We start from the raw sequence: 24169 nt of genomic DNA, 5'->3' as shown, positions 1-24169 counted from the left end.
CCGAGGACTTGCCCACAAAGATGTTACGCATCCACTCTACAGCTCTGAAACACCACACAACCACCAGTCAATATCAGGTGGAAGTGGTTGTTTCATAGTGTTTCGGTGGTTATAGCGTCAGGGAAACGCCCGGTCCCATTCCGAACCCGGAAGCTAAGCCTGACAGCGCCGATGGTACTGCAACCGAAGGGTTGTGGGAGAGTAGGACACCGCCGGACTAACATTAAGAAAGAAAAGGGTCCAGGCCCCGGTCGAGAACCACGAGTTCTCCCGGGGCCTGGACCCTTTTCTGCATACCCGATCAGGCCTCATGCGGTCACGTGACGTACTCCTGGTCCCCCGATACCGTGAAGCCGACGGCCATGCTCAAGGACTCGGCACCGGCACAGATGGCGCACGTGTCGTCGACCAGAACCGATCGAGCGAACAGGAGCGGGGATGACCGACGATGTGGCCGGCCAAGTGATCAAGGCCGAGCAGGATCGGATCCAATGTCTCCTCGACGTGGATCGCGGTACCTACGACCGCTTGCACGCCGCGGAGTACCGGTTGTGCAACCCGACCGGCACCGTGTGGACGAAGGCCGAGTACCTGGATCTCCTCACCACCGGGCGGGTCGCCTACCGGGAACTGGAGCTGACCGGCGACGTGGACGCCATCGTCGGCACCGACGTCGTCGTCCTCCGCTACCGGTGCTTCATCGAACTCACCGTCGACGGCGCGGACATCCCGCGGCACGAGGCCTGGCACACCGACGTCTACACGAATGCCGGCGGCACGTGGCGTTGTGTCTGGTCGCAAGCCACCGGCATCATGGACCTTCCGTCAGCCGCATCCTGACCCACTCACGAGACGTGACCCGAAGCAGTGAGGGCCGGGAGCGTCTCACCGAGCGGGCCGCGGACGACCGCGGTCGCCATCGAGTCATATGGCGTCTCGGAACCATTGAAGATCACCACGTCGGCCCCAGCCCGTGAAGCGACACTCACCAGCGAAGCGGCCGGCTGCACGCTCAGCGAAGACCCTGCCACCAGCAGGAGATCGCTCTCGGAGACAACGGCACGCGCCGCCCGGAGCAGGGTCTGATCCAGGTGCTGGCCGAACGAGATCGTGGCGGACTTCAGGATGCCGCCGCACTCCAGACAGGGTGGATCGGTTTCGCCCGCCCGGACGCGCTCCAGGGTCGCGCGCATGTCCCGGTGATCGTCACAGGACAGGCAGGCGGACTCGAACATCGTCCCGTGCAGTTCCAGCACCTGCTCCGGCGGAGAACCCGCCTTCTGATGCAGGCGGTCGATGTTCTGGGTGACGATGTGCGTCGGCGACAGGCGTTCGAGCGCGTAGTGCGCGGCGTTCGGCACCGCATCCCAGCCGGGGTGCACCAGCCGTGCCTGCCAGGTCCGTTCCCGGACTTCGCGACTGCCTCGGTATGCCTGGAGGTTCGACATCTTCTCCGCGGCCGGGTCGCGGGTCCACAGGCCTTGCGGGCCCCGGAAGTCGGGGATGCCCGAATCCGTGGAGATCCCGGCGCCGGTCAGTGCGACGATCCGGCCGGCGCCGGCCACGAGCGTGCGGGCCTTGCTCAGTGCGGCATCGGGGCCGGTGGTGGTCACCGGCCCATCATGCCCCTACTTGACGGCGCTGCCCGCCTGCCAGTCCGCCCACGACTTCGACCAGTCGCCGTAGAGGTCCCACACCGGCAGCTGCGGGCCGCCCGAGTTGGTCACCTCGACGACGTCGCCGAGCCCCATGTTCTGGTAGAACCACTGGGCGTTGGCGGCGTTGAGGTTGATGCAGCCGTGCGACACGTTCGAGCTGCCCTGCGCGCCGACGCTGTTCGGGTTCTCGTGGACGAACTCGCCGTCGTTGGAGATGCGCAGCGACCATTTCTCGTTCGCCTTGTAGTACCCCGGCTGTCCTTGGCAGACGCCGTAGGTGCACGAGTCCATCGTGTAATTCTCGTGTTTGTCCGAAATGACGTGCGCGCCCAAATGCGTCGGCGTGGCGTCCTTGCCCATGGAAATGGGCATCGATTTCGCCGGCTGGCCGTTGTGGAAGATCTGCATCTGCTCGGTGTTGCCGTCGGCCTTCGCGACCCAGGAATCGTGCACCTTGTACGTTTCGGTGCGGTCGGTCGCGCCGTAGACGCCATTGCCGAAATCGACGCCGTAGATCATCGCCGACACCTTGAGCGTCGTCCCCGGCTGCCAGTACACCTTCGGGCGGTAATGGACGTTCTTGTCGTCGATCCAGTACCAGGAGCCCTCCTGCTTCGGCGTGGACTCCACCGACAGCTTCTTCTCCACCTCGGCCTTGTTCTTCACCGGCTGGCCGAACGCGAACACGATCGGCTGCCCGACGCCGACCCCGCCGGACGCGACCGCCGAGGGCGCCGGGATCAGGTTGGGGTTCGCCTGCTGCTTCGGGCTCAGGGTGGACACCCTGCTCTGCTGCTCCACAGGCTTTCCGTCGGCGCCCTGGGCGTGCGCCACGATCTTGTAGGTGCTGCCGTAGCCGAGCGGTTCGACGGTCTTCCAGCTGAGCCCGTCGCCCGCCAGTTCGCCCTTGACCTGGTTGCCCTTGTCGGCGTTGCTGACCGTGACGTCGGTCAGTTTGCCGTGCTCGACCTTGACCACCACCGGGGTCGCCGGATTGACGTCGGTCCCGCCCGCCGGATCGATGGTCACCGAAACCGGGCTTTCGCCCGATTCGGCACCGGTGCCGGTCGAATTCGCGGGACCGTTCCCGCCCGAGGACGAACAGGCCGAGATCAGCAGTATCGCGGCGAGCATTCCGGCCGTCGAAAGTAATGTCTTCTTGGGAAACATATAATTCTCTCTTTAAAATGTAACCAGTACGTCGCTCGGTAAACGGAAAGGTCCTTTTTCAAACGTACGCGACCAAGAAGACGTGATCGATGCCGGATGGTTGCTCGTCAGGCCACGACGAGACCTGGCGCACCATAAAGACCAGGGCCATCCACGCTCAATTCACCCAAATAGGTCTTCGCGGCGTCGTAGGCCTCGGCGGTCAAAGTCGTGGTGTGACTGAAGTCCAGCGGGCTGACCCGCACCGGCTTCGGTCCCGGCACGTAGACCACGGGCACTTCGGCCGCGGCGATCGGAGCCTCCAGCACGGCCTGGTTCCGCATGCTGATCATCGCGGTGAACATCATCACCTCGGCGAAGGTCTGCGGGGTTCCGGGCATTTTGCCGGGGAAGGCGCAGTCGAGGACGACGAGCGACTTCGCGCCCATCGCGAGTGCCTGGCGCATCGGCACGTTGGCGACCAGGCCGCCGTCGTAGAGCATGCGGTCCCCGAACGGCACCGGCGGATAGATCCCCGGGATCGCGCAGCTGGCCAGCAGCGGCGCCAGAACGGGCCCTGAGCGGATGAGCAGTGGCTCGGCGGTGTCGACATCCGTCGCCACGACACCCAGCGGCAGCGCGAGATCCTCGAACCGGATGCCCTCGCCGATGTGCTCGTCGACGATCGCGGACAGCCCGGTGTTGGGGAACAGGTTGGTCTTGCTGTGCCGCAGGGTCCGCACCTGGCTGAGCACGCCGCCGGGGAACGCCTCGTGCCGCGTCATCCGCGACCAGATCCGGTTCAGCCGGTCACCCGATTCGTCCCCGAGCGCGAGGACGGCGGCGTTCAGGGAACCCACCGAGGTGCCGACGACGAGGTCCGGGGCGACGCCGGCTTCCGAGAGCGCCTGCAGCATCCCGACCTGCATGGCGCCGAGGCTGCCTCCGCCGCCGAGGACGAAACCGATCGGCTGGGGCAGGTTCAGGGCGGCCATGCCCGGAATCTAGTCGTCCGCGCCGACTTTCGCCGGGGTGGCTTCTTCGGCTGTGACACCGAGCGCTTTCTTCTTCTTGTAGCGCAGCAGGAAGAACACGGCGACGCCGACGAGCACGCCGACGATGGCCAGGCCGCCGGTGTTCAGCACGCCTTCGACCTTCTTCGCGGCCTCGCCGAGGGCGGCGCCGATGCCGATGTGGATCGCCGACCAGCAGGCCGCACCGGCCGCGGCGGCAGGCAGGAACTTGCGGAACGGCAGGCCCGAGGTGCCGGACGCCGCCGGGGTCAGCGTGCGGATCACCGGGAGGAACCGGGCGAAGAACACCGCCCACGCGCCTCGCCGTTCGAGCACGCCCGTGGCCTTGTCCCAGGCGTCGAGGCCGTACTTGCGGATCAGCTTCGTCTCGCGCAGGCGCGGGCCGAAGCGTTTGCCGATCGCGTAGCCGAGCGAGTCGCCCAGCGCGGCGCAGACCGTCACGACCGCCCACAGGGTCAGGAAACGGGAGACCGACGTCGCCGTCGTGGCAGCGACCAGCAGCCCCGACTCGCCGGGCGCGATGAAGCCGAGCCCGATGGTGCATTCGGCGAACACCAGTCCGCCGGTCGCCGCGACCAGTCCCGGTTCGGGGAGTCCCTGCAGCCAATCGAGAAGATCCGTTACCAACGCCACCAGGTCACATTACTGATTCGTGACCTTTCGGGTGGCGAGGTCGCGGTGAGGGTGACCGGAGTCACCGGGCAAGCAGCGAGCTGGCTTCCTGTGCGGCGGTCCCTTCGGCGGCGAGGTGGGCCAGGTTCTCCGACAGCGCTTCGCCGCGGCGCGCCTTCGTCTGCGCGAAGAGACGCCCGGCGCGGTACGAGGACCGGACCAGCGGCCCCGCCATCACACCGGCGAAGCCCATGGCCTCGGCGGCGTTGGAGTGCTCGACGAACTCCTCCGGCTTGACCCAGCGGTCGACGGGGTGGTGCCGCGGCGAGGGACGCAGGTACTGGGTGATCGTGAGGATTTCGCAGCCGGCGTCGACCAGGTCCTTCATCGCGGGCGCGACCTCGTCGGGGGTCTCGCCCATGCCGAGGATCAGGTTCGACTTCGTCACCAGACCGGCCTCACGGGCCCGCGTGATGACTTCCAGCGACCGCGCGTAGCGGAAGCCGGGGCGGATGCGCTTGAAGATCCGCGGCACGGTCTCGACGTTGTGCGCGAGCACCTCGGGACGCGAGCCGAAGACTTCGGCGAGCTGGTCGGGGTCGGCGTTGAAGTCCGGGATCAGCAGCTCGACGCCGGTGCCGGGGTTCAGCGCGTGGATCTGGCGCACGGTTTCGGCGTACAGCCACGCTCCGCCGTCTTCGAGATCGTCACGGGCGACGCCGGTCACCGTCGAGTAGCGCAGGCCCATCGCCTGGACGCTCTCGGCGACCTTGCGGGGCTCGGTGCGGTCCAGCTCGGCGGGTTTGCCGGTGTCGATCTGGCAGAAGTCGCAGCGCCGCGTGCACTGGTCGCCACCGATCAGGAAGGTCGCTTCACGGTCTTCCCAGCATTCGTAGATGTTGGGACAACCGGCTTCTTCGCAGACGGTGTGGAGGCCTTCGCGGCGCACCAGGCCTTTGAGTTCGGTGAACTCCGGTCCCATCCGGGCGCGCGTCTTGATCCAAGACGGCTTCTTTTCGATGGGAGTCTGGGAATTCCGGACCTCGAGCCGCAACAGCTTGCGGCCATCTGGGGCAGCACTCACACCGTCACCCTACGCTCGCCGGTGTAGTGGTCGCCGCTCACGCGGGGTCGGGGGTGACGCCCGTCAACTTGGTGGTCACGTCCCACAACGCGGCACCGAGCGATTCGCTCCTCGCGGCGGGCAAAGGCCGCACCTTGACCGGGGCGCCGCGAAGTCCGCCGAGCCCGCGAGGGCCGATGTAATCGCCGCCCCGGACCTCGGGGGAGGTCGCCGCGAACAGCTGCGGGAGCGTGCCCTGACGGGCGTTCTGCGCGATGAAGATCTCGCCGATCCGGTTGCCCGCGCCGACGAGCGCGCGCACCACCGGGTTGCGGTACGAGCGGGCCATCCCCGAACCGAGGCCGGTCCACGTGTAGCCGGGGTGCGCCGCCACGCTGATGACGCCCTCGCCCGCGGCGCGCAGCCTGCGGTCGAGTTCGAGCGCGAACACCTGATTGGAGAGTTTCGACTGGCCGTAGGCCGAGCCCGGGTTGTACATCCGGCGTTCGAAGTTGGGGTCGGCGACGTCGATGCGCGCGCCTGTCGCCGCGACGCTCGACAGGGTCACGACCCGCGCTCCCGAGCCGCCGCGCAGGGACGGCATCAGCAGCCAGGTCAGCACCGCGTGCCCGAGATGGTTCGTGCCGAACTGGGTCTCGAAACCGTCCTTGGTGTGGCCGCGCGGGGTCGCCATCACGCCCGCGTTGTTGACCAGGAGGTCGAGCTTGCCGCCTGACAGCTCCTGGCCCTTCTTCGCGGCTTCGCGGACCGACTCGAGGTCGGCGAGGTCCAGGCGGACGAGCTCGGGTGCTTCCCCGGTCGCGGCCGAGCGGACCTGCTCCAGCGCCTTCGCGCCGCGCTCCGGCGACCGGCAGCCGAGCAGCACGCGGGCCCCCTTGCCCGCGAGCACCTCGGCGGTCCGGAGTCCGAGTCCCGAGTTCGCGCCGGTGACGAAACAGGTCCGCCCGGTCTGATCAGGGATGTCGGCCTCGGTCCAGCGCGCGTGAGCAGCCATGTCGGTCACCTAACTACATCGGCGGTGGCCCCGCCAGGCCGGATCACGCGCTCGGTGCGAGCAACCGGAGCAGGTGTCCCATCGGGCTGCGGCGGCGGGCGGGCTTCGCGTGACGGCCGTGCCGGAGCAGGGTGGCGAAAGCGCTGCCGACCTGGGTGATCTCTCCGGTCGGTTCGTCGCCGTCGGCCAGTCCCGCCGTCAGCGCGAGAGTGCGCAGTTCGGCTTCGTGGGACGGGATCAGCGCGGGGCACCGTTCGAGGGCCGCGTCGAGGACGGCGCGGAGGGTCTCGTGTTCGGCTGTGGCGCTGTTCCAGGCACGGGTGACGGCCTCGACCCTGTCGAGCGCGAGATCCTGATCGGCGTAGTCCGGATCGGTCATCTCGGCGCGCAGGTGGCCGGCGAACACCTGGTCCCACTTGTACCGGAGCGCGACCAGAAGCTCCTCTTCGGTCGCGAAGTACTGGGTGGCGCCAGGGATTTCTTCAAGTGAAATCGCCTCGGACGGGTGGTGACCCGCCTGTCGGAGTGCGGCTTCGAGGATGTCGCGCCGCTGGTAGAAGTCGTTCCAGCTCATGATGTGGGCTCCCCTCCGTGACCCGGTTCATACCGCAGGTTTGCGGCATACTCCCGGTACGGACCTGACAGCAGCCAACATACCATGAGTATGGTGCGGGGCCGGCGGCGTAAAGTTGTGAAGGTGGCGACAATGAGGTCAAGGCGGCTGGACTATTCCGAGTCCACCCGGTCGGCACTCGTCGAGAGTGCCGTGGAGCTGTTCACCAAACGCGGGTACGCCGGCACGTCTCTCGACGAGATCGCCAAGCGGGCCAGGGTGACGAAGGGCGCGCTCTACCACCATTTCAGTGGCAAGCAGGCGCTTTTCGAGGCTGCCTTCGACACCGTCGAGAGCCAGGTCTTCGACAGGCTCGAAAAGATCATGAACGGCCCGGACTCGCCGTGGGAGCGGGCGCTCGCCGGGCTGCGAGGCTTCCTGCAGAGCTGTCTCGACCCGGCGTACCAGCGGATCGCGATCCACGAGGCCCCGGTGGTGATGGGCTGGGAACGGTGGCGCGAGGCTGAGGAACGGTGCAGTTTCGGCCTGGTCCGCACCGGGATCCAGTCGCTCATCGAGGTCGGCGAGGTCGACGACGTCCCGGTGGACGTCACCGCGCGGCTGCTGTTCGGCGCGCTGTCGAGCGCCGCGATCGAGATCGCGAGTTCGCCGGAGCCGAAGAAGGTCAGCGCCCAGGTCGAAGAGGTCCTGGTGCGGCTGCTCGTCGGATTCCGCCGTGTTCCGCCCGCCGAACACGGGAAAGCGAGCTGACGGCCTCCTCTATATGGTGGCCTTCGTGGACCTCAGGATCTTTACCGAGCCCCAGCAGGGGGCCAGCTACGAAGACCTGCTCCGGGTGGCCAAGGCCACCGAGGACGCGGGTTACGACGCCTTCTTCCGCAGTGACCACTACCTGAAGATGGGTTCGGCGACCGGTCTGCCGGGGCCGACCGACGCGTGGATCACCCTCGCGGGTCTCGCCCGTGAGACCAGCCGGGTGAGGCTGGGCACCCTCGTCACCGCCGCCACCTTCCGGCACCCTTCGGTGCTCGCGATCTCGGTCGCGCAGGTGGACCAGATGTCCGGCGGCCGCGTCGAGCTCGGCATCGGCTCGGGCTGGTACGACGACGAGCACACCGCGTACGGCCTCGACCTGCCGCCGATCAAGGAGCGCTTCGACCGCTACGCCGAGCAGCTCGCGGTCGTCACCGGACTGTGGGAGACGCCGGAAGGCGAGACCTTCTCCTTCGACGGCGAGCACTACAAGCTCGTCGACTCGCCCGGCCTGCCGAAGCCTGCTCAGCGACCCCGGCCGCCGGTGATCATCGGTGGCGGCGGCAAGAAGCGCACCCCGGCGCTCGCCGCTCGCTACGCGGACGAGTTCAACCTGCCGTTCGTGGGGCCGGAGTTCGCGGTCGAGCAGTTCGGCCGGGTCGACGACGCCGCCCGCGAGATCGGGCGCGACCCCAAGGAGATCCTCCGCTCGGTCGCGCTCGTCGTCGCCGTGGGCCGCGACGAGGCCGAGGTGGCGAAGCGCGCTTCGGTGATCGGGCGTGAGGTTTCCGAGCTGCGTGAGAACGGGCTCGCGGGGACGCCGTCGGAGGTCGTCGAGAAGATCGGGCAGTGGCGGGAGAAGACCGGGATCACCCGGCTCTACCTGCAGCTGCTGGACCACTCGGATCTGGACCAGGTCGACCTGATCGCCTCCGAGGTCGCTCCTCAGCTGGACTGACGCGGAATGCCGTGAAGGCCTCCTTCCCTACGCTCAAGGTAGGGAAGGAGGCCTTCACGGATTTCTAGACGTACTCGACGTCCACGCTGGCGATGGAGCCGCCGGGGCTGAAGGAGATCCCCGAAGGCCTGCCGTTGGTGGCCGGGTAACCCTCTTCCCGGTGACAGTTCGGACGGCAGTACTGGACGACGACCTTGTAGGACCCCTCCGGACAGAAGCCGGCGGCCCAGGTCGAGCCGTCGGTCTCGGTCCAGCAGCTCGGGGGTGCCGCTGACGCGACGCCGGGTGCGGCCAGCATTCCGCCGACAGCGGCCATGACCGCGACGGCGTGCGCGAATCTGCGCATGTTTCCTCCCAGTGGGGCCGCCGGTGTTTCCGGAGCCCTACCGGGAAGGGTGGCACATAAACTAGTTCTGCAAGGCGAAAGTGACACCGGGGGCGGCGGGTGCTTCGGGGCGCGGCAGCCGGCGCTCGTCGTTCACCGGGAGGTCGCCCTCCAGCGCGGCGAGGACGGCTTCGCGGGCCATCGGCAGGACCGACGCCACGGTGACCTCGCGGTCGAGTTCGTACGACAGCGACGTCACGCCCGCGTCCCGGATGCCGCACGGGACGATCTTGTCGAAGGCGCCCAGGTCGGGATTGCAGTTCAGCTCGAAACCGTGCATGGTCACGCCGCGCTGGACGCGGATGCCGATCGCGGCGATCTTCCGCTCCACGCCGCGATCGTCGGCGGGGATCCAGACGCCGCTGCGGCCCTCGACCCGGCCGGTGTGCACGCCGAGCTGGTCGCAGACGGTGATCAAGGCCTCTTCGAGACGCCGCACGTAGTGCACGACGTCGATCGGGTCGGCGAGTTTGACGATCGGGTAGCCGACCAGCTGGCCGGGCCCGTGCCAGGTGATCTTTCCGCCGCGGTCGACGTCGAGCACCGGGGTGCCGTCGGTCGGCCGGTCCTCGGCTTCGGTGCGCTTGCCCGCGGTGTAGACCGACGGGTGCTCCAGCAGCAACATGGTGTCCGGGCCGTCGCCGTCGGCACGGGCCGTCACGTGCCGGCGCTGGAGTTCCCAGGCCTCGGTGTAGTCGATCGTCCCGATCTCGCGGACGTCGACGGGCTCGCTGGTGGCACGGCATGACGTGGTCGAAGAGCTCACGTCCGCGACACTACGCCGGATCCCTCGGCCGGGGCAGCAGGCCCAGTCCGGTCGCCGAAATCAGGCCGACACCGCCCACGGCGAGTACGGATCCCGCCGTGTCGGTCAGCCAGTGCACACCCAGCACGACACGGCAGAGCGCGCCGGCCACCGTCGCCGCGACGGCGATCGTGATCGCCAGGCGGGTCAGGCGCGGGCGGGTCCACGCGCACAACAGCACCGCGACGAACCCGGTGCAGGCGACGGCCACGACATGCCCGCTCGGGTAACTCAGATCGGGGAATTCGCGAGGCCGTTCCCGGTAGAACAGCGGTTTGGCGATCAGGCTGGTCAGACGGCACAGCAGCAGGACGACGGCCAGTTTGACGCACAACACGGTCAGGTCCCGGCTGCGCCAGGCGATCACCACCAGCAGGGCACCCAGAGCGAACGGCAGAACCGGGCCGAGGACGTTCGTGATCAGCTCGGCCACCTGACCGGCGGGCCGGGTGTACTGCCCGCGGAACGCGTCGGCGAGGGCGACGTCCACCGGCGGCGGCCGGTCGTCGACGAGCAGCCCGAGGGTGACGAAGCCGATGAGCAGCAGGACTCCGGCGAGGAAGTACAGACCGCGCTGCACGGTCATGTCGCGGCGGCCAGCGCGTCCTCGAGGGTCGGGTGGCGGAACGGGTAGCCCGCCTCCTCCAGCGCGCGGGGCAGGGCGCGCTGCCCGAACAGCGCCATCTCCTCGGCCGCCTGCCCGAGGGCGATCTTCATCGCGAAACCGGGGACCTGCCAGAACGCCGGCCGGTGCACGGCCCGGCCGAGCGCCTTCGTGAACGCCGCGTTCGTGGCGGGCTGCGGTCCGCTGAGGTTCACCGCGCCGGACAGCGATTCGTTCTCCAGCGCGAAAACGATCGCGCCGACCTCGTCGTCGAGCGAGATCCACGGCATGTACTGCTTGCCGTCGCCGAGCTTCCCGCCGAGCCCCAACCGGAAAAGCGGCCGCAGGACGTCGAGAAGTCCACCCTTGCGGGCGAGGACCAGCCCGGTGCGGACACGTACGACGCGGGCGCCCGCGGTGGCCGCGGTCTCGGTGGCGCCTTCCCACGCGGTGCAGAGTTCGGCGAGGAAACCGCGTCCCACCGGGCTGTTTTCGTCCACAAGGGACGGACCGGGGTCACCGTAGTAGCCGACGGCGGAGGCGTTGACCAGTACCGGGATCCCGTGTTCGGCGACGGCTTCGGCGAGCACTTCCGTCGGTTCGACCCGGCTGTCGAGCAGGACCTGTTTGCGGGCCGCGCTCCAGCGTCCGGGCAGCAGCGGCGCGCCGGCGAGGTTCACCACGGCGTCGACGCCGTCGAGCGCGCCGTCGGCGATTTCCCCGGCGGGGGGATCCCAGCGGCGTTCGTCGGCGGCCCGCTCTTCCCGGCGCACGAGCCGGACCACCTCGTGCCCCGACTCACGGAGCCGCTTGGTCAGGGAGGTACCGATCAGCCCGCTCGCACCCGCGATCAGAACTCGCATGATCCGATCGTGTCGTATCCGCGATCCGGGCGCACGCTCAGGTTCGCAGTTGCCCGGCCACGTCCGACGCGGCGGTGAGCAGCACCAGCACCGGGATCGTCGCGGCGGGGCGGAGGCGATAGCTGCCCCGCTTGTCCTGCTCGACGATCCCGGCGCCGGTCAGCGCCTTGAGGTGGTGGTAGAGCTGGCCGGGGGAGCCGAGTTCGGCGGCTTCCTGCAAGGCGGGCGCCGACTGGGTGCCCTTTTCCGCCAGCGTCCGCACGAGTGCCACCCGTGCGGTGCTGGACAGGGCCGCGAGCACCTCGACCCGCGGCCCGTCCTCCAGCGCCAGCATCGGTCCCGGCAGGACGTTGATCGCCCAGCTCAGCTCGACGGGATCGGTGAGCTCGCCGCGATACCCGACCAGGCCTCCCGGCCCGGCGGGCGGTTCGGCCCGGGTCTGTCCTTCGAGCGCGGCGACCCGCTCTTCGAGGGCCGCGATCCGGTCGGCGAGCTCAGCGTTCATACCGGTTATCTATACCTCCGGCCCGCCGAGCGCTCGCCGCAGGGCGGTGAACCCCGCCGGGGCGGACAGCGCGGAGAGCACGACGTCGAGAAGCGGCAGGAAGTTCTGCATGTCCTGGTCGCTCACACCGGTGAGCAGTACCGCCGCCGTACCGGCACGGCCGTCCGGCCATCGCACGGAGAGCCCGAAGGTCAGTGAACAAGGAAGGTTCCCGCCCTTGAAGAGCACTTCGCTCGCCCCGGCGGGGACGCGGTCCGAAAGCGGCAGCGCGAGGATCTCGCGTGCCAGCGTGCCACCCGGCCGGTACCGGCCCGTCGCCAAGCAGCGATGCAGCGAGAACAGATCCGACGCCGAACCCCGGCCGTGCCCCTTGGTGAACGGCCACTGCGCTTCGCTGGTGGCAGGCATCCCCGGGAAGCGCTCGAACGCTTGGGCCCGGAACGCGGGATCGGCCACGAACCGGCGCGCCACCGCGTCACCCATCGCCCGCCGGACCGCGACCGGGCTCCCGGCCGGAGGTGCGTACTCGGGCATCATCAGCATCAGGACCTCGCCGCCGAGTGAACGGGTGTCGGGCCTGCTCCAGCCGCCCCGCGCCGCGGCCAACCGGAGGGCGGGGTCGCCGAGGCGGGTGCGGAGGTAGTCGGTGGCGGCGTTGTCGCTGAAGAAGATCATCGCTTCGGGGAGCCTCGCCAGCGGAACGCGGTGCTCGGGGTCCTTGGCGATCCCGTAGTCGTCGCAAGGGATACCCAGCCAGTTGAGCGCGTGGAAGTGCGCGCGGCCGTCGGAGACGAACGGGTGGTGGGCGTCCCAGTCTCCGACCCGGATCTGTTCGTCCGGATCGAGCCTGCCTTCGGCGACGGCCGCGGCGTACGCGCTGAGATGCACGACCTTGACCGACGAGGCCAGGACACGGTCGACGTGGGCGTTCAGCGAGGCCCGGCGGCCCGCGCCGTCGTCGATCAGGACGGAGACATCGCGCCGGTGCGCGGTGATCCAGTCGAGCCAGCCTTGTCCGGTCGTCGTATCCGGTCCGGCGGCGTTCGCGGTCCCCGGCAGGAGCAGCGCCGCGGATCCGGCCGCGGCTCCCACCAGCAGATGGCGTCTTGTCAGCATGGGTGACACCCTCCCTCTTGTTTTCCGTAATTCCGGAATACTAGAGTTCTGGGTGGCTGTCAAACCGCCGCAACTAGTCCTCTGGTTGCGGTAGGTGCCGTGCGCAAGTACCGCAACCAGAGGACGAATTGCGGGGATAAAGAGGAAGGCCCTCGTCCCGTGGAGCGGAACGAGGGCCTTCCTGGACTACCGGAGGATCAGAGACCGAGCTCGTCCTCGAAGTTGCCCTCTTCCAGACGCTGCTTGATCGTCGTGACGAAGCGGCCCGCGTCGGCCCCGTCCACCAGGCGGTGGTCGTAGGTCAGCGGCAGGAACGCCATCGACCGGACGGCGATCGTGTCGTTGCCGTCGGCGTCCGCGATCACGACCGGGCGCTTCACGACCGCGCCGGTACCGAGCATGCCGGACTGCGGCTGCACGATGATCGGCGTGTCGAACAGGGCGCCGTTGGAGCCGATGTTCGTGATCGTGAAGGTGCCGCCCGACAGCTCGTCCGGCTTGATCTGGCCCGAACGCGCGCGGCCAGCCAGGTCGGCGATGCGGTGCGCGAGACCGGCGAGGCTGAGCTCACCCGCGTCGTGGATGACCACCGACAGCAGACCCTTTTCGGTGTCCACCGCGATCCCCAGGTGCACCGCACCGTGGTAGGTGATCTCCTTCGTGTCCTCGTTGTAGGACGCGTTGACGTTCGGGTGCTGCTTGAGCGCCTCGACGGTGGCCTTCGCGAAGAACGGCAGGAACGTCAGGTTGACGCCCTCGCGCTCCTTGAAGGCCGCCTTCGCCCGCTGGCGGAGCTTGGCGATCTTCGTGACGTCCACCTCGTGGACCTGCGTGAGCTGAGCGGAAAGCTGCAGCGACTCGCGGGTCTTGATGGCGGTGATCTGACGGATCCGGCTGGCCTTCTGCACGGTGCCGCGCAGTGCCGCGAGCTCCGGCGAAACCGCGGCCTTGCGCGGAGCGGCCGGTGCCGTCGACGCGGCCGGGGCCGCGGCGGCGGGCTGTGCGGCGGGAGCCGGGGCTTCCTTCTTCTGCTTGGCCTCGGCGGCCGCGAGCACGTCCTGCTTGCGGATGCGGCCACCGACACCGCTGCCGGTCAGCGACGACAGGTCGATGCCGTGCTCGGAAGCGAGCTTGCGGACCAGCGGCGTCACGTACGGCGAGCTGTCCGAACCGTTGTCGCTGCTCGCCGCGGGCTGCGCGGCGGGCTTCGGTGCCTCGGCGGGCTTCGGCGCGGGCGCGGGAGCCGCTTCGGCCTTGGGCTCGGGCTTCGGTTCCGGCTTGGGTTCCGGCTTCGGCTCGGGCTTGGGTTCCGGCTTGGGCTCGGGCTTGGCCTCGGCCTTCGGCGCGGATCCGGCCGCGCCGATCACCGCGAGGACGCCGCCGACCTCGACGGTCTCGTCCTCGCCGGCACGGATCTCCAGCACGGTGCCGGCGACCGGGGACGGGACCTCGGTGTCGACCTTGTCCGTGGAGATCTCGAGCAGCGGCTCGTCGACCTCGACGCTGTCGCCGACCTGCTTGAGCCACCGGGTGACGGTGCCCTCGGTGACGCTCTCGCCCAGCTCGGGCAGCTTCACCTCGGTGCCTTCACCACCGGAGGCGGGCGCGGTGTCCGGCTGGGACGGCGCGGACGCCTGCTCCTGCGCGGGCTCCGGCTCCGGCTCGGGTTCCGGCTGCGCCTCTTCGGCGGCGGGCTCGGCGGACCCGGACGACTCCGGCACCCCTCCGGTCCCGTCGTCGATGACGGCGAGTTCGCCGCCGACCTCGACGGTCTCGTCTTCCTGGGCGCTGATCTTCACAACCTTGCCGGCGACCGGGGAGGGGACCTCGGTGTCGACCTTGTCCGTGGAGATCTCGAGCAACGGCTCGTCGACCTCGACGGTGTCGCCCTCCTGCTTCAACCACCGGGTGACGGTGCCCTCGGTGACGCTCTCACCGAGCTCCGGCAACGTGACGGAGTAGGCCATCGTTCGCTGACTCCCTTGATATGTCTTGCTTGGTCTGGTTCTTCGACGGTGAGACGTCAGCTGTGGACGTGCAGCGGCTTGCCCGCCAGGGCGAGGAACGCTTCACCGAGGGCCTCGGTCTGGGTGGGGTGCGCGTGGATGAGCGGAGCCACGTCCTCGGGGAACGCCTCCCAGCTGTAGATCAGCTGCGCTTCGCCGATCAGCTCGCCGACGCGGTCGCCCACCATGTGCACGCCCACGACCGGCCCTTCCGGAGCCTTGATCAGCTTGACCCCACCGGAGGTCTTGAGGATCTGGCTCTTGCCGTTGCCGCCGAGGTCGTAGGTGAAGGTGGTGACGTCGGAGCCGTACTTCTCCTTCGCCTGGGACTCGGTGAGACCGACCGAAGCGACCTCGGGGTGCGAGTAGGTGACGCGCGGGATGCCGCTCTCGTCGATCACGCGCGGCTCCTGGCCCGCGATCTCCTCGGCGACGAAGATGCCCTGCTGGAAGCCGCGGTGCGCGAGCTGCAGACCCGGGACGATGTCGCCGACGGCGTAGACGTTCGGCAGGTTGGTGCGGAGGCGGTCGTCGGTGAGGACGAAACCGCGGTCCATCTTGACCCCGGCCTCCTCGTAACCGTGCCCGGCCGAGTTCGGGCCGCGGCCCACGGCGACCAGCAGCAGGTCGGCTTCGAGCGTCTCGCCGGACTCCAGCGAAACGCTGACGCCGTTGTCGTCCTGCTTGGCGCCGGTGAAGCGGACGCCGGTCTTGAAGGCGATCTTGCGACGGCGGAAAGCGCGCTCGAGCTGCTTGGACGCGTACTCGTCCTCGTTCGGGACCAGGCGGGGCAGCGCCTCCACGATGGTGACGTCGACGCCGAAGGACGCCCAGACGGACGCGAATTCGACACCGATGACACCACCGCCGAGGACGACGACCTTCTTCGGGATGTAGTCCAGCGAAAGGGCCTGCTCGCTCGCGATGACGCGGCCGCCCAGCTCCAGGCCCGGCAGCGTCTTCGAGTACGAGCCGGTGGCGAGGATGACGTTCTTGCCGGTGTAGCGGGTGCCGTCGACCTCGACGGTGGTGCCGCCGACGAACGTTCCGGTGCCCTCGACGAGGTTCACCTTGTGCGCCTTGGCCAAGCCCTGCAGGCCCTTGTACAGGCGGGAGACGATCCCGTCCTTGTACTTGTTGACCCCGGCGATGTCGATGCCTTCCAGCACGGCCTTGACACCGAAGGTCTCGGCGTCGCGGGTCTCGTCGGCGACCTCCGCCGCGTGCAGGAGGGCCTTGGTCGGGATGCAGCCTCGGTGGAGGCACGTCCCGCCAAGCTTGTCCTTTTCGATCAGGGTGACGGAAAGGCCCAGCTCGGCCGCGCGGAACGCGGCGGCGTAGCCGCCCGATCCGCCACCCAGGATCACAAGGTCGGCGGAGGTGTCGGTCACTTCAGTAACTCCTCGGCAAGCGGTAGGGGTGGTGCTCTGGCGCCGCTTCGCGCGGTATACGCGCGCGCGGACACTTGCCATCTTGTCACTACGCGCGGCGGGCCTGCGACCTAGGCCGTGTCCTGTGACCCACGGGACACGGCCTACCAGGGTCGCCACGGTGAGCACACGCCCGGGTCGGGATAATGGGCATCGGACGCAAATGGGAAGTGAGGTGGTCGGAGTGGGTCTGTTCGACTCGCTGCGCCGGCGCTCTAAAGGCGGGCAAAAGCCCGGTACGCTGCGGAAAGCCTCTTCAAACGACTTCAAGCACCTTGAGGAGTGGGCCTCTTCGAGGACCGGTGTCGAGGCCTACGTGGAGCCCAAGACCAACGTCACGGAGACCACGGTCGTCCTCATCGCACACGATGGTGAGTGGACGAGGCGCCGGATCGAGAGCCTCGACGCGGCGCAGCAGTTCGGTCACAAACGGTCGATCCCCGTGTACGAGGTGGCGCGGGTCGGCTATCCGAAGCGGATGCGTGAGTACACCGAGCGGAAGAAGCGCGGCGAAGCCTGACGAGGTTCAGGCGGACTGCGCCAGAAGGAGTAGGTGCCGTTCCAGCAGGGCCCGGAACGTCGGATGCACCGTCGTGCCCAGCGCCGGGTCGATTTCGACCGTCCGCCACTGGGCACCGGCGGCGGTGAGCAGCACCGAAGCGGGGTCGGCGATCACGACGACCCCGCCTTCCGCGCGCAGTTCCGCCGTCCCGAGCAGACGCGGGAAGACGACGTCGGCGGGCAGGCCGTCGCAGGTCATCAGGAACTCTCGGTAGTCGGCGGGCAGCCTGAGCCCGATGCGCGCTTCGGCCGCGTCGAGGTTCCGGGCCGAGGCCGCCGGGGGCGCGGTGCCGCCGCCGCGCAGCCGGAGAACGCCCGCGATCATTTCGCGCCACGAACCGGTGTCCGGCGGGTAGCGCTCGTACAGCGCCGCGACCAGCGCCCCGGCGCACATCCCCGGCCACTCGCCGAGTCCGAGCGGGTCGGCTCCCGCGACCAGACGCGGCGCGAGCCGCCTCGACGCGGCGAGGACGGCGACGTCCGGCCGTGCCTGCCGCGAGGCGATCCCGGCCCAGGCGTCGACGTCGCCTCGCGTGACGGCCTCGCGTAACCGATCCGGCCGCGACGACCCGAGGTGCGAGACGGCCTCGCCGATCGGGGAGCCGCCGAGGAGACCGTCGAGATCGGACACCCGGCGGGCGAGGTACGCGTCGTGGGCGCGTTCTTCCGCGTCGAGGTCGAGCGGGGTCAGCGCGGCCGCCCACTCCGGCCGCGACCCTTGTGCGTCGAAGAGCATCGCCCACGCGCGGGCCTGCACGGCGCCGGGCACGAGCGCGGTGACGGGACGTTCGGTGAGCGCGTGCCAATGCGTGATCAGCCTGTCGGCTTCCGCCATCGCGCCGGAGGCGGCGAACAGCAGCGCGGCGTGCCCGATCCGGTCGTCGAGCGTCGCGTCGTCGCCGCTGAGCACGTCCGTGATCGCGCCTTCGAGATACGCGTCTCTGTCCACGGAAGTGACCTTGCCACACCGGGCCTGCCGACGGCAGGCCGACGTCGGTATTTCGTTGCACGCCAAGGGAATGAGGCAAACGTTATCCAATGGGATAGTCCGCCCCTGACATGGTCCTTTGTGGACGGACGACGATCTCGGGCGCTGCAGTGAAGGCCCCCTTTCCTGCCTTGAGAGTAGGGAAGGGGGCCTTCACGTACTTGAACGAGCGCGACCGTCAGCCGTTGGCGGCGATGTCCGCCAGCACCGCGGCGATGGTGCGGACCGGCACACCGGTGCCGCCCTTGCCGGTGTAGCCCCACACCCCGGCGGTGTTGAACGACGGGCCCGCGATGTCGATGTGCGCCCAGGGCAGGCCGTCGGCGACGAACTCGCGCAGGAAGACACCCGCGGCGAGCATGCCGCCCCAGCGGTGCCCGGTGACGTTGGCCAGGTCGGCCAGGCGCGAGTCGAGGTCGGCGCGCAGCTCCTCCGGCAGCGGCATGGCCCAGCCGCCCTCACCGGTCGCCTGCGCGATCGAAGCGACCCGGTCGCGGAACTCGTCCGAGCCCATGACGCCCGCGGTGCGGTTGCCCAGCGCGACGACCTGCGCGCCGGTCAGCGTCGAGGTCTCGATCAGGTAGTCGGGGTTCTCCTCGCCCGCGCGCACGATCGCGTCGGCCAGCACGAGACGGCCTTCGGCGTCGGTGTTGAGCACCTCGACGGTCTTGCCGCCGTACATGCTGAGCACGTCGCCCGGCCGGTAGGCGGTGGACGAGGGCAGGTTCTCCGCCAGCGGGATGTGCGCGACGACCTCGAGCGGGTACTTCAGCTTCGCGGCCAGTACCACGGAGGCGAGCACGGCGGCCGCGCCCGACATGTCCGAGGTCATGTGGTCCATGTTCGCGGCGGGCTTGATCGAGATGCCGCCCGAGTCGAAGGTGATGCCCTTGCCGACCAGCGCGACCTTCTTCGACGCCTTCGCCGGCTTGTAGGCGAGGCGCAGCAGGCGCGGCTGCCGCGAGGAACCGCCGCCGACGCCGAGGATGCCGCCGAAGCCCTTGCGCTTGAGGGCCTTCTCGTCGAGGACCTCGAACTCGAGGTTGTTCGCCTCGGCCAGGGTCTTCGCGCGGTCGGCGAAGGAGGCCGGGAACAGGTCGTTCGGCGGGGTGTTGATCAGGTCGCGGGCGATGATCACCGACTCCGCGATCAGGGTGGCGGCCTTCAGCGTCGCCTTGTGGTCCTTGGCGGTGCCCTCTTCGGGGCTCACGAAGTCGACCTTCGCGACCGGGCCGTCGCCCTTCTCGGAGCGGTACTCGGTGAAGGAGTACGCGCCGAGCGCGGTGCCTTCGACGGCGGCCTGCAGGTCGATCGCCGACAGCGTGACGAACGCGCGCTCGGTCCCGTTCAGCGCCCGCGCGGCGGCACCGGCACCCCGGCGGACCTGCTCGGCGGTGACGCCGTCCGCGCCCGCCTTGCCGAGGCCGACGGCCAGCACGACACCGGCGGACAGCTTGCCCAGCGTCGGTACCTTGACGACCTCGTCGGCCTTGCCGGACGCGCCGAGCGTGCCGAGGACATCGGCGAGCTTGCCGTCGAAGGCGGCATCGGCAACGGAGGAGCCGGCGGCGAGCGCCAGGCCGTCCTCGCCCTGCAGGGTTCCGATGACGACGACGTCGGCGCGCGTCTTGGCAAGCGCCGCTTCGGCGTTCTCGGTCAGGGCAAGCTTCGGCACGGTCACTTCTGGCTCCTCGCGCGTTCGCGGTGGTACCGGGCGTCCGCCCGGTTGGATCGTGAGCCATGCTAATGACAGTCGGACCTGGGGTAACAGCGGGGCCGACCGGGTCACTCGATCTACGGCAAGGGAGACGGCGTGCGGCTGGCGGGCGGTCTGCTCATCGCACTCGCGGTGGGCACCTCCGGAGCGGACTACTGGGTTCTTCTCGCCGCCGTGGTCGCGGCCGTGCTCGCCGTCGCGGCCGAGGCACTGCTGCCGCCGGTGGGGGACACCCGGCCCGAGCGGATCGTGGGCTCCGTTTCACGGCTGGGTCTGGTCCTGGTCTTCGCGACGACGTTCGGGCAGTACCTCTTTCCCACCGCACCGGGAGCCGCCGCCGCGGTGTTCGCCGTCGTGGTTGCCGTCGCCGATCTGGCGGGAGTCCGCCTCGGTGACTACGCCGCCCGCTGGGTCACCGGTCTGCTGCTGGTCGCGGCCGCCTCCCTGATCGCGATCTGCGTCGGCATCCCGCCACTGGCGCAGTTCATCGCGCCGGACGCGCCGTCCGTGCCCGGTCTCGGCTTCGCGGTGCTGGTGCTGCTGCCGTTCCTGCCGCCCCGCCGTCCCGGCGCCGGCCGCGCGGCCGCGGTGGGCGCCGTGGCCGTGGCGATCATCGCCGTCGCCCTCTACCAGTTGGGACCGGTCCGGCTGGGGCTTTCGGCGACGTCGTTCCGCGAACTCCTCGCCGCGGCGGACGCGGTCTCGCTGCTGCCGGTGCTGACCGTGATGGTCGCGGTGGCGACGGTGCCGGTCGCGGTGGACGCCTTCACCGACGGCCGGGAGCGCCTTTCCCCGGAACGTCCGAAGGCGACACTCGCTTGTGGACTGATCGTGGCCGTCGCGGCGGCCTTCGCTGGGCCGGTCGTGGCCCTCGGGCTCGCGGGAGTGGGAACGCTCGCCGAACTGGTTCTGCGGGTGCGCGCCCGTGGGTACCGTTCAAGGCGTGCGTGATCCCCAATGGACCCCGGGTGACACGGTCGTCGAACGGTTCCTGCGACCGGACGGTTCGATCGGCCAGCATCACCCGCTGCGCGTCATCGCCGACGACGGCACCGTGCTGCTCGGCTGGCTTCCCGCGGACACCCCGATCGTCGGCAGCAGGCTCGCCGACGGGCGGCTCTTCCGCGAGGCACCGCTCGAGGAGCGGTTCCGGGTGGCGAGGGTGCGGGTGCCCGACTTCTGGCGCGACACCTCGACGCTGCGCCGGATCGCCGACGACGAATGGTCTTCGGTCTGGTGGTTCTTCGACGCCGAAGGCCACTTCCTGAACTGGTACGTCAACCTCGAGGTCCCGCTGGGGCGCACGCCGTCCGGGCCGGACCGGATCGACGGCATCCTCGACGTCGCCGTCGAGCCCGGCGGACGCTGGCAGTGGAAGGACGAGGACGAAGCCGAAGAAGCCGTCCTCGCAGGCCGCATCACGGCAGGACAGCTGAGTCGGCTGCGCGCCGAGGGCGAGCGGATCGGGGCGCTCGCGGACGCCGGTCGCTTCCCGTTCGACGGGACGTGGACCGACTTCCGGCCGGACCCGGACTGGCCCGCGCCCGGGCTCCCCGACGGGTTGCTCTAGCTCACCTGGAGGAGCAGGAGCAGCACGAGCGCGACGTTGATCACCGTGAGGATGACCACCGACTTGGTGGACAGCTCGCGCGGGAACACCTTGCCGTGGATCTGGCGCCACCAGAAGACGCCGAAGCCGCCGGCGACCAGGCCGAGGAACGCGCCGAAGCCGCTTTCCAGCAAGGCCCAGCCGTCCATCATCAGTACGCCGACGCCGAAGGTCAGCAGTACCGCCGTCGCGAACGTCTTGACGTCGGTCGCCCGGCCGGGGGTGGCGGACTTGGCCGGGTGGGCGGGCTGCATCGGGTTTACCGTCACGCCACCCATCCTAGGGGCGAGCGCCCTCGCGTGTTCGTCCTGACGGACAGATCGCGTGGGGTAAAGATATGCGGACGTCCGACTAACGTGGGTCCGACCAAGCGTTATCGTCTAGGCATGACGACCACGACGCAGTTCGCCCACCTCCCGCACTCGAGCCCCGCGAGCCCGGAACGCGTCGCGGACGTACTGGCGGCACCCGGTTTCGGGCTGCATTTCACCGACCACATGGTGACCGTGAAATGGAGCGCCGAGCAGGGCTGGCACGACGCGACGGTCGGGCCGTACGCGCCCCTCACCCTCGACCCGGCGACCTCCGTGCTGCACTACGGCCAGGCGATCTTCGAAGGCCTCAAAGCGTACCGCCAGCCGGACGGCACCATCGCCGCGTTCCGGCCCGACGCGAACGCGATCCGGTTCCGCAACTCGGCCGAGCGGCTCGCCATGCCGCAGCTGCCGGTGGAGGTCTTCCTCGACTCGATCCGCGAACTCCTCGCCGTCGACAGCCGCTGGGTCCCGACGAAGCCGGGCGAGTCGCTGTACCTGCGGCCCTTCATGATCTCCACCGAAGCCGGGCTCGGCGTCAACCGCCCCGCGAACGAGTACCTCTACGCGCTGATCGGCTCGCCCGCGGGCTCGTACTTCTCCGGCGGCGTCAAGCCGGTGAGCGTCTGGCTCTCGACCGAGTACGTGCGCGCGGTCCCCGGCGGCACCGGCGAGGCCAAATGCGCCGGGAACTACGCGGCGTCGTTCGTGGCGCAGGCGCAGGCCGTGGCCAAGGGCTGCGATCAGGTCGTGTGGCTCGACGCGGTCGAGCGGCGCTGGGTCGAGGAGATGGGCGGGATGAACCTGTTCTTCGTCTTCGGCTCCGGTGACGAGGCCCGCGTCGTGACCCCGGAACTGACCGGTTCGCTGCTGCCGGGCGTGACCCGCAAGTCGCTGCTGGAGCTGGCGAAGTCGTTCGGGCACCAGGTCGAGGAGCGGCGCATCTCCACCGACGAGTGGGAGAAGGCGGCGGCCTCCGGCGAGCTGACCGAGGTGTTCGCCTGCGGGACCGCGGCGGTCATCACGCCGGTCGGGCACGTGAAGCACGCGGGCGGCGAATTCTCTGTGGCCGGCGGGCAGCCCGGTGAGCTGACGATGAAGCTGCGCGGCGCGCTGACCGGCATCCAGGAGGGCACCCGTCCCGCTCCGGAAGGCTGGATGTACCCGCTGGGCTGACCCCGGACCGCGCTAGGTTCGTGGAGCCCCGGATGTCATGAAAGGGGCTTTCAAGACGTTTTTCGTCCTGAAAGCCCCTTTCATGACACTTCGGCACGCCGAGCCGACCGCAACCAGAGGACTACTTGCGGCCGCGGCGGAGGAGCGTCAGGAAGCCGGTGCCTCGATCAGCGGACCGCTCACCCCGGCCTGCTCGTGCGTCGCCATCTCCGCGAGCACCCGCGTCGCCATGAACACCAGTGGCAGGGCCGCGACAGCGCCCGTCCCCTCGCCGAGGCGCACGTCCAGGTCCAGGATCGGCTCCAGGTCGAGGTGCTCCAGCGCCAGCGCGTGCGCGGGTTCGCCGCCGCGCTGGCCCGCGGTCCACCACTGCCGCGCGCCGGGGACGAGCTCCTCGGCGACCAGCGCGGCCGCGGAGGCGACCAGGCCGTCCAGGATCACCGGCGTCTTCCGCAGCGAGGCCTGCGCGAGGAAGCCCGCCATCGCGGCGATGTCGGCGCCTGCCGCGGTGCGCAGCAGCGCGACCGGGTCGGCCAGCACGGTCCTCGCCCGCCGCAGCGCGTCGCGGACCGCCGCGGCCTTGCGCATCCAGGCGTTGTCGTCGATCCCCGAACCGCGGCCGACGACGGCCACCGGTTCGCTGCCGGTCAGCGCCGCGATCAGCACCGAGGCCGGGGTGCTGTTCCCGATCCCGAGGTCGCCCGCGATGAGCAGGTCGGCCCCGCCGTCGACCTCGGCGTCGGCGATCGCCCTGCCCGCGCGGACGGCGGCACGCGCCTCTTCGTCGGTCAGCGCGTCCTCGACGTCGATCGAGCCGGACCCGCGCCGCACCTTGTACTCGCCGATCGACCGGGTGGCGGGGGCGTCGGTGTCGACGGCCATGTCGACGACCCGGACGCTCGCGCCCGCCGAAGCGGCCAGCACGTTGATGGCCGCGCCGCCGGTCAGCATGCTGCCGACGAGTTGCGCGGTGACCTCGCCCGGGTAGGCCGAAACACCCTTGGCCGCGACGCCGTGGTCTCCGGCGAACACCACGACCCTGGGCCGCGTGAACGGCCGCGGCGGCGACTGGCCCTGGCAGGCCGCGACCCACACGCCCAGTTCTTCGAGCCTGCCCAGCGACCCGGCGGGTTTGATCAGTTTCGAGTGCAGGGCGATCGCCGCCGAGCGCGCGTGTTCGTCTGGCTGCTCGACTTCGGCGAACTCGAGGATTTCGTCTTCCAACGCCCTGCCCCTTCGGATCACTTCGGTGGCCGGACCCAACCTACCGACTT

Annotated in this window: 26 protein-coding genes and 1 rRNA gene; 8 read left to right on the top strand and 19 right to left on the bottom strand. The window is 69.5% G+C overall.

The features are described from left to right. The first annotated feature begins 101 nt into the window (after positions 1-101). Both rrf and ACZ5IK_RS35380 read left to right on the top strand, forming a co-directional pair. Positions 102-218 (top strand): 5S ribosomal RNA (gene rrf, locus ACZ5IK_RS35385). 220 nt (positions 219-438) lie between these two features. After that, a complete protein-coding gene (locus tag ACZ5IK_RS35380) occupies positions 439-840 on the top strand; it encodes a nuclear transport factor 2 family protein (protein ID WP_410665534.1) in 402 nt (133 codons plus the stop codon). A 5-nt stretch (positions 841-845) separates the two neighbouring features. Here the strand turns inward: ACZ5IK_RS35380 and ACZ5IK_RS35375 are convergent, their stop codons facing one another. The 7 genes from ACZ5IK_RS35375 to ACZ5IK_RS35345 all read right to left on the bottom strand — a co-directional run bounded on the left by ACZ5IK_RS35375 (position 846) and on the right by ACZ5IK_RS35345 (position 7105). Then, positions 846-1613 (bottom strand): SIR2 family NAD-dependent protein deacylase, encoded by a 768-nt coding sequence (locus tag ACZ5IK_RS35375; RefSeq protein WP_465491651.1) that lies wholly within the window; start codon positions 1611-1613, stop codon positions 846-848. A gap of 15 nt (positions 1614-1628) precedes the next feature. After that, positions 1629-2828, bottom strand: coding sequence for a L,D-transpeptidase (locus ACZ5IK_RS35370; protein ID WP_465491650.1), 1200 nt, complete (start codon positions 2826-2828; stop codon positions 1629-1631). 107 nt (positions 2829-2935) lie between these two features. After that, positions 2936-3802, bottom strand: a complete 867-nt coding sequence (locus tag ACZ5IK_RS35365) for a patatin-like phospholipase family protein (RefSeq protein WP_465491649.1) — start codon at positions 3800-3802, stop codon at positions 2936-2938. Positions 3803-3811: 9 nt separating this feature from the next. Continuing rightward, on the bottom strand, positions 3812-4474 hold the full coding sequence (locus ACZ5IK_RS35360) for a DedA family protein (RefSeq protein ID WP_465491648.1): 663 nt from the start codon (positions 4472-4474) through the stop codon (positions 3812-3814). A 61-nt stretch (positions 4475-4535) separates the two neighbouring features. After that, positions 4536-5537, bottom strand: coding sequence for a lipoyl synthase (lipA, locus tag ACZ5IK_RS35355; RefSeq protein ID WP_181773779.1), 1002 nt, complete (start codon positions 5535-5537; stop codon positions 4536-4538). A gap of 37 nt (positions 5538-5574) precedes the next feature. Beyond that, the gene (locus ACZ5IK_RS35350) at positions 5575-6531 is read right to left on the bottom strand and encodes an oxidoreductase (RefSeq protein ID WP_465491647.1); all 957 of its coding nucleotides are present in this window, start codon (positions 6529-6531) and stop codon (positions 5575-5577) included. A gap of 43 nt (positions 6532-6574) precedes the next feature. Next, positions 6575-7105: a hypothetical protein gene (locus ACZ5IK_RS35345; protein ID WP_465491646.1), complete on the bottom strand. Its 531-nt coding sequence runs from the start codon at positions 7103-7105 to the stop codon at positions 6575-6577. Positions 7106-7237: 132 nt separating this feature from the next. Between ACZ5IK_RS35345 and ACZ5IK_RS35340 the strand changes: the two genes are divergently transcribed. Both ACZ5IK_RS35340 and ACZ5IK_RS35335 read left to right on the top strand, forming a co-directional pair. After that, positions 7238-7855: a TetR/AcrR family transcriptional regulator gene (locus tag ACZ5IK_RS35340; RefSeq protein ID WP_093938700.1), complete on the top strand. Its 618-nt coding sequence runs from the start codon at positions 7238-7240 to the stop codon at positions 7853-7855. Between the two features lie 25 nt (positions 7856-7880). Continuing rightward, the gene (locus ACZ5IK_RS35335; RefSeq protein ID WP_465491645.1) at positions 7881-8816 is read left to right on the top strand and encodes an LLM class F420-dependent oxidoreductase; all 936 of its coding nucleotides are present in this window, start codon (positions 7881-7883) and stop codon (positions 8814-8816) included. Positions 8817-8880: 64 nt separating this feature from the next. On the opposite strand, the gene ACZ5IK_RS35330 is transcribed toward ACZ5IK_RS35335, so the two are convergent. From ACZ5IK_RS35330 to lpdA, 8 genes are all read right to left on the bottom strand, one after another. Beyond that, on the bottom strand, positions 8881-9162 hold the full coding sequence (locus tag ACZ5IK_RS35330; protein WP_465491644.1) for a hypothetical protein: 282 nt from the start codon (positions 9160-9162) through the stop codon (positions 8881-8883). Positions 9163-9223: 61 nt separating this feature from the next. Beyond that, entirely contained in the window at positions 9224-9967 is a 744-nt protein-coding gene (gene lipB, locus ACZ5IK_RS35325; protein ID WP_465491643.1) for a lipoyl(octanoyl) transferase LipB, read from the bottom strand. A gap of 10 nt (positions 9968-9977) precedes the next feature. Beyond that, positions 9978-10592, bottom strand: coding sequence for a phosphatase PAP2 family protein (locus ACZ5IK_RS35320; protein WP_465491642.1), 615 nt, complete (start codon positions 10590-10592; stop codon positions 9978-9980). After that, entirely contained in the window at positions 10589-11473 is an 885-nt protein-coding gene (locus tag ACZ5IK_RS35315) for a TIGR01777 family oxidoreductase (RefSeq protein WP_465491641.1), read from the bottom strand. Before ACZ5IK_RS35315 ends, ACZ5IK_RS35320 begins: the two co-directional genes overlap by 4 nt. A gap of 37 nt (positions 11474-11510) precedes the next feature. Further along, positions 11511-11978, bottom strand: a complete 468-nt coding sequence (locus ACZ5IK_RS35310; protein WP_465491640.1) for an ArsR/SmtB family transcription factor — start codon at positions 11976-11978, stop codon at positions 11511-11513. A gap of 9 nt (positions 11979-11987) precedes the next feature. Then, the gene (locus ACZ5IK_RS35305; RefSeq protein ID WP_465491639.1) at positions 11988-13094 is read right to left on the bottom strand and encodes a serine hydrolase; all 1107 of its coding nucleotides are present in this window, start codon (positions 13092-13094) and stop codon (positions 11988-11990) included. 197 nt (positions 13095-13291) lie between these two features. Continuing rightward, positions 13292-15061, bottom strand: a complete 1770-nt coding sequence (gene sucB, locus ACZ5IK_RS35300; RefSeq protein WP_465491638.1) for a 2-oxoglutarate dehydrogenase, E2 component, dihydrolipoamide succinyltransferase — start codon at positions 15059-15061, stop codon at positions 13292-13294. A gap of 56 nt (positions 15062-15117) precedes the next feature. Continuing rightward, positions 15118-16491: a dihydrolipoyl dehydrogenase gene (lpdA, locus tag ACZ5IK_RS35295; RefSeq protein ID WP_465491637.1), complete on the bottom strand. Its 1374-nt coding sequence runs from the start codon at positions 16489-16491 to the stop codon at positions 15118-15120. 214 nt (positions 16492-16705) lie between these two features. Here lpdA and ACZ5IK_RS35290 point away from each other — a divergent pair, with 214 nt between their 5' ends. Continuing rightward, a complete protein-coding gene (locus tag ACZ5IK_RS35290) occupies positions 16706-17050 on the top strand; it encodes a hypothetical protein (protein ID WP_020630431.1) in 345 nt (114 codons plus the stop codon). Between the two features lie 6 nt (positions 17051-17056). Here the strand turns inward: ACZ5IK_RS35290 and ACZ5IK_RS35285 are convergent, their stop codons facing one another. Both ACZ5IK_RS35285 and ACZ5IK_RS35280 read right to left on the bottom strand, forming a co-directional pair. Beyond that, a complete protein-coding gene (locus ACZ5IK_RS35285; RefSeq protein ID WP_465491636.1) occupies positions 17057-18040 on the bottom strand; it encodes an SMI1/KNR4 family protein in 984 nt (327 codons plus the stop codon). 217 nt (positions 18041-18257) lie between these two features. Continuing rightward, positions 18258-19760: a leucyl aminopeptidase gene (locus tag ACZ5IK_RS35280; RefSeq protein ID WP_410665551.1), complete on the bottom strand. Its 1503-nt coding sequence runs from the start codon at positions 19758-19760 to the stop codon at positions 18258-18260. Between the two features lie 132 nt (positions 19761-19892). Here ACZ5IK_RS35280 and ACZ5IK_RS35275 point away from each other — a divergent pair, with 132 nt between their 5' ends. Continuing rightward, complete coding sequence (locus ACZ5IK_RS35275) at positions 19893-20747, top strand: hypothetical protein (protein ID WP_465491635.1); 855 nt, start codon at positions 19893-19895, stop codon at positions 20745-20747. Next, complete coding sequence (locus ACZ5IK_RS35270) at positions 20740-21366, top strand: DUF402 domain-containing protein (protein WP_465491634.1); 627 nt, start codon at positions 20740-20742, stop codon at positions 21364-21366. Before ACZ5IK_RS35275 ends, ACZ5IK_RS35270 begins: the two co-directional genes overlap by 8 nt. Here ACZ5IK_RS35270 and ACZ5IK_RS35265 read toward each other — a convergent pair. Further along, the gene (locus ACZ5IK_RS35265; protein ID WP_410599988.1) at positions 21363-21674 is read right to left on the bottom strand and encodes a hypothetical protein; all 312 of its coding nucleotides are present in this window, start codon (positions 21672-21674) and stop codon (positions 21363-21365) included. The two genes, ACZ5IK_RS35270 and ACZ5IK_RS35265, sit on opposite strands and share 4 nt — an antisense overlap. A gap of 117 nt (positions 21675-21791) precedes the next feature. Here ACZ5IK_RS35265 and ACZ5IK_RS35260 point away from each other — a divergent pair, with 117 nt between their 5' ends. Continuing rightward, positions 21792-22895: a branched-chain amino acid aminotransferase gene (locus ACZ5IK_RS35260; RefSeq protein ID WP_101609509.1), complete on the top strand. Its 1104-nt coding sequence runs from the start codon at positions 21792-21794 to the stop codon at positions 22893-22895. Between the two features lie 147 nt (positions 22896-23042). Here the strand turns inward: ACZ5IK_RS35260 and cobT are convergent, their stop codons facing one another. After that, entirely contained in the window at positions 23043-24119 is a 1077-nt protein-coding gene (gene cobT, locus ACZ5IK_RS35255) for a nicotinate-nucleotide--dimethylbenzimidazole phosphoribosyltransferase (protein ID WP_465491633.1), read from the bottom strand. Positions 24120-24169: the final 50 nt, after the last annotated feature.

This window comes from Amycolatopsis sp. NPDC031561, assembly GCF_055580625.1.
The sequence above is the reverse complement of the archived record's forward strand: the minus strand, read 5'-3'. Positions and strand labels throughout refer to the sequence as shown.

Bases quoted from the DNA above. Each gene is read 5' to 3' on its own strand.
- ACZ5IK_RS35310 (WP_465491640.1), bottom strand. From the start codon at position 11,978: ATGAACGCTGAGCTCGCCGACCGGATCGCGGCCCTCGAAGAGCGGGTC.
- ACZ5IK_RS35370 (WP_465491650.1), bottom strand. From the start codon at position 2,828: ATGTTTCCCAAGAAGACATTACTTTCGACGGCCGGAATGCTCGCCGCG.
- ACZ5IK_RS35305 (WP_465491639.1), bottom strand. From the start codon at position 13,094: ATGCTGACAAGACGCCATCTGCTGGTGGGAGCCGCGGCCGGATCCGCG.
- ACZ5IK_RS35350 (WP_465491647.1), bottom strand. From the start codon at position 6,531: ATGGCTGCTCACGCGCGCTGGACCGAGGCCGACATCCCTGATCAGACC.
- ACZ5IK_RS35345 (WP_465491646.1), bottom strand. From the start codon at position 7,105: ATGAGCTGGAACGACTTCTACCAGCGGCGCGACATCCTCGAAGCCGCA.
- ACZ5IK_RS35330 (WP_465491644.1), bottom strand. From the start codon at position 9,162: ATGCGCAGATTCGCGCACGCCGTCGCGGTCATGGCCGCTGTCGGCGGA.
- ACZ5IK_RS35340 (WP_093938700.1), top strand. From the start codon at position 7,238: ATGAGGTCAAGGCGGCTGGACTATTCCGAGTCCACCCGGTCGGCACTC.
- ACZ5IK_RS35380 (WP_410665534.1), top strand. From the start codon at position 439: ATGACCGACGATGTGGCCGGCCAAGTGATCAAGGCCGAGCAGGATCGG.
- sucB (WP_465491638.1), bottom strand. From the start codon at position 15,061: ATGGCCTACTCCGTCACGTTGCCGGAGCTCGGTGAGAGCGTCACCGAG.
- ACZ5IK_RS35365 (WP_465491649.1), bottom strand. From the start codon at position 3,802: ATGGCCGCCCTGAACCTGCCCCAGCCGATCGGTTTCGTCCTCGGCGGC.
- ACZ5IK_RS35320 (WP_465491642.1), bottom strand. From the start codon at position 10,592: ATGACCGTGCAGCGCGGTCTGTACTTCCTCGCCGGAGTCCTGCTGCTC.
- ACZ5IK_RS35260 (WP_101609509.1), top strand. From the start codon at position 21,792: ATGACGACCACGACGCAGTTCGCCCACCTCCCGCACTCGAGCCCCGCG.
- ACZ5IK_RS35315 (WP_465491641.1), bottom strand. From the start codon at position 11,473: ATGCGAGTTCTGATCGCGGGTGCGAGCGGGCTGATCGGTACCTCCCTG.